Genomic DNA, 7,392 nt, shown 5'->3' on the forward strand with positions numbered 1-7,392 from the left:
ATTACCTTTAGTAGATACAATTAGTCAGCTGCACCATTCGGGCGATAAAATCAATAAAATACGCGGAGTGTTCTCAGGTTCTCTGAGTTATATATTCAATAAATTCTCTGTTTCAGAATCTAAGTTTTCGGACATACTGTTGGAGGCAAAAAACAAAGGATATACTGAACCGGATCCACGAGAAGATTTATCGGGTAATGATGTTGGAAGAAAGCTTTTGATATTGGCAAGGGAAATTGATTTGAAAAACGAATTTTCGGAGATTAAAATCAACAATCTTATTCCTGACGAATTGCAGGAAGTGTCGTATGAGGGTTTCTTCAGGAATTTGGGTAAATTAGATGAGAAGTTCAATAAGATAAAGGCCGATAAAACCGAAGATGAGGTTCTTAGATATGTCGGAGAACTTAACCATAAAGGAGAACTTTCGGTTGATTTAGTTAAGGTCTCAAAAGGAAGTAGTTTGGGCCAAATAAAAGGAGCAGATTCTATTTTCGAAATTTATACGGACTCTTACGGCGATGAACCGCTTATTGTACAGGGTGCAGGTGCCGGAGCAGAAGTTACTGCCCGTGGAGTTTATGGGGATTTGTTGAAATTGGTGTAAGAGTTGATTAAGAGATTATAATCTCTTAATCCTATAATCAAATTTAATAAAAATGAGCAAATACAATATAAAAGAAGAATTAAAGAAGCGTCGCTTAATCCTCGATGGTGCGATGGGAACGATGATTCAGCAGTACAATTTTACTGAGGAAGATTTTCGTGGCGAAAAATTTAAGGATTGGAAACAACCTTTAAAAGGAAATAACGACCTTTTGATTCTTACCCAGCCGGAGGCAATAAAGCAGATTCATCGTGAGTATTTCGAAGCAGGTGCTGATATTGCTGAAACAAATACATTTTCGAGTACAACAGTAGGGCAGGCCGATTATGCATGTGAAGAGTTTGTATATGAGCTAAATTACCGGGGTGCTAAAATAGCCCGTGAAGTGGCAGATGAATTTACGGCTCAGAATCCAGATAAACCTCGTTTTGTTGCCGGATCTATAGGCCCAACTAATCGTACTGCGAGTTTGTCGCCGGATGTAAATAATCCTGGTATTAGAAATATTACTTATGATCAACTAGTAGAAGCATATTCTGAGCAAGTAAGAGGTTTGGTTGATGGTGGAGCAGATGTATTATTGATAGAAACTATATTTGATACATTGAATGCTAAGGCTGCAATGTTTGCTGCGGAAACTGTTTTTGAAGAAAAAGGAAAAAAGTTGCCGATTATGATTTCGGGAACATTGACAGATTCGAGCGGTAGAACACTTTCCGGACAAACTGCAGAGGCATTTTTAATTTCTGTATCACATATGGATTTGCTCAGTGTTGGGCTTAACTGTGCCTTCGGAGCTAAGGATATGGAACCACACATTCACGAGTTGGCTGCAAAGTCGCCTTTTATGATTAGTGCCCATCCGAATGCCGGATTGCCGAATGCCTTTGGAGAATACGATCAAAGTCCGGAAGATATGCAATTCGAAATAAAAGGATTCCTTAAAGAAAAGAACCTTGGTATTATAGGCGGATGCTGCGGAACAACACCGGCGCATATTAAGGCGATTGCTGATCAGGTTGATATTGAAGATAAAAGAGCTTAGCGTGCTTTGCGAAAACCTTTGCGGGACTTTGCGTGAAAAAGACAGTGGGCTTAACGAAGTCTGCAAAGAATTAGAAACGCAAGAGCGCAAAGAAAGATAGACTTCCAATTTAGTTTAAGAAAAATGGAAAATACAAATAAAATAAGACCTCTTAAATTAGCTGGTTTAGAACCTCTGATAGTAGATGAAAACTCAAACTTTATCAATGTTGGAGAACGATGCAATGTAGCTGGTTCCCGAAAGTTTTTGAGGTTGATAAAAGAGGAAAATTTCGAGGAAGCATTGGCTATAGCCCGTCATCAGGTTGAAGGCGGAGCGCAGATTTTGGATGTTAACATGGACGATGGAATGATAGATGGCAAAGAAGCTATGGTCAACTTTTTGAACCTGATTGCTTCAGAACCGGATATCGCTAAAATTCCTATTATGATTGATTCTTCGAAATGGGAAATCATTGAAGCCGGATTGAAATGCGTGCAGGGAAAATCTGTTGTGAATTCTATTTCACTAAAGTCAGGAAAAGAGGAGTTTGTAAAACATGCTAAGCTGATAAAAAAGTACGGTGCAGCTACTGTGGTTATGGCTTTCGATGAGGATGGTCAGGCAGATACTTATCAGCGAAGAATAGATATTTGTAAACGCTCTTACGATATTTTAGTAGATGAAGTAGGTTTTAATCCTGAAGATATAATTTTCGATCCAAACGTTTTTCCGGTGGCTACAGGAATGGACGAACATCGAAAAAATGGTATAGATTTCTTTAAAGCTACAAAATGGATTAGCGAAAACCTGCCTCATGCAAATGTTTCCGGGGGAGTGAGTAATATTTCATTTTCTTTTAGAGGAAACAATGTAGTACGCGAGGCTATGCACTCGGCATTTTTGTATCACGCGGGTAAAGCGGGTATGAAAATTGGAATTGTAAATCCGGCTATGCTTGAGATTTATGATGATATCGATAAAGAGTTGCTGACAAAAGTAGAAGATGTTCTTTTGGACAGAACAGACGATGCTACTGAAGTTTTGATTGAATATGCCGAAACAGTAAAGGGAACTAAGAAAAAAGAGGCAGATATAGCCGAATGGAGAAACTTTTCGCCATATGACAGAGTTCAGTATGCTTTGGTAAAAGGGAATACTGAATTTATAGTAGAGGATATAGAACTTGTCCGTCAGGATTACCCCGAAGCGCTTGAAGTTATAGAAGGTCCACTAATGGATGGGATGAACAAAGTTGGTGAGCTTTTTGGCGATGGTAAGATGTTTTTACCGCAGGTAGTGAAATCGGCACGAGTAATGAAAAAAGCGGTTTCCTATTTAGAACCGTTTCTCGAGGAAGAAAAAGACGGTAACAAACCCACAGCCGGAAAAGTTGTTTTGGCAACTGTAAAAGGTGATGTTCACGATATCGGAAAGAATATTGTAAAAGTAATCCTGGAGTGTAATAATTTCGAGGTTGTAGATTTGGGAGTGATGATTCCGAATGATAAAATTATAGAATCAGCAATTGTAGAGAATGCCGATGTTATTGGAGTAAGTGGTTTAATAACTCCATCGCTCGAAGAAATGTCTAATCTTGCTTCTATGATGAAACAAAAAGGGTTGAAGATACCTTTGATTATTGGAGGAGCGACAACATCAAAAGCGCATACAGCAGTTAAAATTGATCCCAATTACGACAATGCTGTAGCTTACGTTTTGGACGCTTCGCGCTCAATTCAGATGGTAGCCGATTTGATTCATCCCGAAAGAAAAGATAGGTTTAAAGAAGAATTAAAATCGGAATATTCAGAAGTCAGAGAAGGTTATGAAAAACGCAGGGAGAGTAAGAAATATGTTTCTTATACTAAATCTTTCGAAAATAAAGCTGAATTAGATTTTTCGGATTACGAAGTTGTAAAACCAAAATATCTGGGAGCCAGTAATACTATTTTCCTGAGCCTGCACGAACTTAGAGCTTATATCGACTGGACTCCATTCTTCAAAACATGGAATTTGCATGGGAAGTATCCTGCAATTTTAAGTGATGAGAAAGTAGGGGAGGAAGCGACAAAATTATTTGATGAGGCAAATAAAATGCTCGACAGGATTATAGATAAGCATCTTCTAAAAGCGAGAGCAGTGATAGGTTTATATCCTGCAAACAGCGATGGAGAAACTATCACTGTTGAAACGATTCACGAATCGTCTCAAATTGGATCGACTAAACATGAACTGTCACAACAATTCGTTTTCCCGCGTCAGCAAAAAGAAAAGAAAGAAGGATTGAAATATCAGTCTTTAGCTGATTTTATTAAGACTGAAGGTGAAGATTATTTAGGGATGTTTGCCGTAACGGCAGGTCTTGGAGTAAAGGAATTGTCAGATTCATATATTGCCAAAAACGACGATTACCATTCAATTATGGTTAAAGCCTTAGCTGATCGTTTAGCAGAAGCAGGGGCCGAATTTTTGCATCACGAAGTGAGAATGAAGTACTGGGGATACAATAAGGACGAAAAGCTTACAAAGCAGGATCTGATTGATGAAAAATATGTAGGAATACGTCCTGCGCCCGGTTATCCGGCATGTCCGAATCATAAGGATAAAAATGTTATTTTTGATTTATTGGATGTGAAAAATAAAACAGGAATGGAACTTACTGAGAGCTATGCAATGAATCCTGCCGCATCCGTTTCGGGATTCTATTTCGCAAATCCAAAAGCTAAGTATTTTGGGGTAGGCTTAATTGGGAAAGACCAGGTAGAACGAATTGCAGAATTGTCGGGAGAAAGTGTTGAGGAGCTGGAGAAATTATACTCAGCTAATCTAAACTATTAATATATTAGCACCTTATCAACCAGCCCTGTGAAAAGCTCAGGGACCGAAACCAGTAACTAGTAACCAGAAACAACAAAGAATGAAAGTAACAGAACATATACAAAAAGCTAACGGGAAATCGCTTTTTTCATTAGAGATTTTACCTCCTTTAAAGGGTAAAGACATGAAAGATATTATCAATAATCTCGATCCTCTGATGGAGTTTAATCCCGCTTTTGTCGATGTAACTTATCACCGTGAGGAAGTGGTTTATGATGAGTTGCCCAACGGATTATTACAAAAGCGTACAATTCGCAAGCGTCCGAGTACCGTGGCAATTTCGGCTGCAATTCAGCACAGATATAATGTAGATGCCGTACCACATTTATTGGCGGGTGGATTTACAAAAGAAGAAACTGAGAACGCATTGGTAGAAATGGATTTCCTTGGAATTCAAAATGTATTGGCTTTACGCGGTGATGCTGCGCCGGGAGAAACGTATTTCAAAGCTTTGGCCGAAGGTCACTCTTATGCAAATGAGGTAGTGGAACAAATAAATAATTTAAATAACGGGAAGTATTTAGATCCCAAGATGGAACACGCACATCATACAGATTTTTGTATAGGTGTTGCGGGCTATCCCGAAAAACACTTCGAATCTCCCAATATCGAAACCGATTTGGAGTATTTGAAAGCCAAAGTCGATGCCGGAGCCGATTATATTGTCACGCAAATGTTTTTTGACAATAAGAAATATTTTGACTTTGTGGAGGATTGTAAACGACACGGAATTAATGTGCCTATTATTCCGGGATTAAAACCCCTTTCCACAAAAAATCAGTTGCGCTTATTGCCCCACCGTTTCAGCCTCGACCTACCTTGTGATTTGGTTCGTGAAGTGGATAAATGTAAAGATAATAAAGAAGTTCGTCAGCTTGGAGTAGAGTGGGCCATAGAGCAGTCGAAAGAATTAAAAGCTGCCGGGGTACCTACATTGCATTACTATACAATGGGGAAATCGGATAATATACAGAAGATAGTTAAGGCTGTTTTTTAGGGGAAATTAATTCATTTAGATCACAGAGTTATAACTTAATAATTTATAATAAAATCCCTCCTACTTTTAGTTCAGTAGGAGGGATTAGTTGTTAACTATATCCAATTTGGTTTAAATTGTTATAAGAAATATATTTACTCAGATAGATAATCACACGTAGGGTCAAATCTGAACCATGTTCCCCAATTAGATCCTGGGAATTGAGCTCCGTCTTTACCATCGCCCCATCCGGTTTCTGAGTCACAATCACCACCTTCACATGGTACCGGAATGAATGACATAATAGGTTGCTGTAGCACTCCGCATTCGTTATGAGCTATGAAAACAATGACCATAAGATCATCACATCCGGGAACGTAGCCTTCTCCATTTTGCATGGAATAACATACCATAGCATCAACTGCTTCTTCATTCACGGCTCCTTCACTAGTCCACCAATCCCATGCTCCATGGTTGAGTTTATCATCAAGGACAGCATCACTGGCTGTCAGACGCCAAAAAGCTTCCTGCATATCATATTTAGTCGGCGTAAAAGTTACCGGTCCGCTAAATCCATTACAATCTCCTACATCAACTGTAGTTTCTACCCCAATGACGAAGGCATTTGCCAAATAACTACCTATATCTACATTATCATAGGCATTTCCTGTATCAATACCTTCACTTTCTAATTTGTCGAATAATCTTTCGTCATAGGCAGAGAATAGCTCAGCACAATATGGTCCGGTTCCAATATTAATATTTGGAGCCAGGCACCATCCTGATTTATATAGTCCTGCTAAAGTACCACCATCACTACCGTTACATTCATATTGTAATTCAGGATTTGGACATTCCGGTATTGTAGGACATTCTTCCATTATTTCTATATAGTGCATGCTTTCTTCTACACCCCCGGTTAGCTGTATGCAAATATCTTTGTCTATATATTCATCCAATAAAGCGTTAATTGTTTCAACATCAGTATCTGTTTCATTTTCACAGTTTACTGCGGCTACATGTATAGCGCAATAACTCATTTCTTCGCCATCAGGAACGTCAACTGACTCTGTAAATGTACCGCCTTGTGGAGGGTCATAATGAAATTTAGTTTCAAATTGCCCCGGTATAGGGTTACCGCCTTTTATGTTTCCTTTTTTATCTATTCTAACATTTGTCATAGGAAGATCCGGGAATTCAGTACCATTTCCTAAATCAATTAATTCGGTTGTGCATTCCATATGAATATCTTCTGCTTCCCAGCCATTGTAGAAATCGAATGTAACTGTACCGGTTTCGGGGTCTACAGTTGCCGTACCAATCATTTCTCCGGCTTCTTCATTACCTACACCAACCCAAATAGGAATTTCTTCTCCCGGACAAAAAATATTTGAATCGTCTATTTCATATCCATTCCCGTTTCCTGCTCTTTTTATTATCTCAAGATCATCCTGAGATGCGATATCTCCTTTTTCGCATCCTGTAAACCAGAAGGCTAAGGAAATAACTGAAATAGCTAAAAATAATTTTCTCATAATGTATTATAATTTTGGTTAAGTTCTAAAGATACGAAATTTCTTACAATAAATATTGTAATGAATTGATAAATAAATAGTTAAGAGTCTTCTATTCTTGTGCTTGTTTGTTTTGATATATTAAAATTACCGGGATAGGAAATAGTCTATAATACCATATGCTATGTGAACTTTTCGCAATAAAATCTTTAATTTTCTTTTGCGTAAATTCTTCATGCCAACTGGTATAAAAAAAACACCAAAGAAATATTCAATGGTGTTTTTGTAGAAAAAATATAGAGAAGTTATACCATTTAGGTTATAAATTTACTGTAATACCAAATAAACAATGAAATGCGCTATATCTTTTTCGCCTAATCCATTTTTATTT

5 protein-coding genes are annotated in these 7,392 nt (G+C 38.0%); 4 read left to right on the top strand and 1 reads right to left on the bottom strand.

Annotated features, from left to right (window positions below; all coding sequences use genetic code 11):
- The 4 genes from ABFR62_12125 to metF all read left to right on the top strand — a co-directional run.
- On the top strand, nt 1-607 hold a 607-nt coding region (locus ABFR62_12125), incomplete at its 5' end, for a bifunctional aspartate kinase/homoserine dehydrogenase I (GenBank protein ID MEN8139169.1).
- Between the two features lie 52 nt (nt 608-659).
- A complete protein-coding gene (locus tag ABFR62_12130; protein ID MEN8139170.1) occupies nt 660-1,652 on the top strand; it encodes a homocysteine S-methyltransferase family protein in 993 nt (330 codons plus the stop codon).
- A gap of 123 nt (nt 1,653-1,775) precedes the next feature.
- Nucleotides 1,776-4,472 (top strand): methionine synthase, encoded by a 2,697-nt coding sequence (gene metH, locus ABFR62_12135; protein ID MEN8139171.1) that lies wholly within the window; start codon nt 1,776-1,778, stop codon nt 4,470-4,472.
- Between the two features lie 79 nt (nt 4,473-4,551).
- Entirely contained in the window at nt 4,552-5,508 is a 957-nt protein-coding gene (gene metF / locus ABFR62_12140) for a methylenetetrahydrofolate reductase [NAD(P)H] (protein ID MEN8139172.1), read from the top strand.
- 134 nt (nt 5,509-5,642) lie between these two features.
- On the opposite strand, the gene ABFR62_12145 is transcribed toward metF, so the two are convergent.
- Nucleotides 5,643-7,022, bottom strand: a complete 1,380-nt coding sequence (locus tag ABFR62_12145) for a hypothetical protein (protein MEN8139173.1) — start codon at nt 7,020-7,022, stop codon at nt 5,643-5,645.
- Between the last annotated feature and the right edge of the window lie 370 nt (nt 7,023-7,392).

This window comes from Bacteroidota bacterium, assembly GCA_039714315.1.
Classification (GTDB): domain Bacteria; phylum Bacteroidota; class Bacteroidia; order Flavobacteriales; family JADGDT01; genus JADGDT01.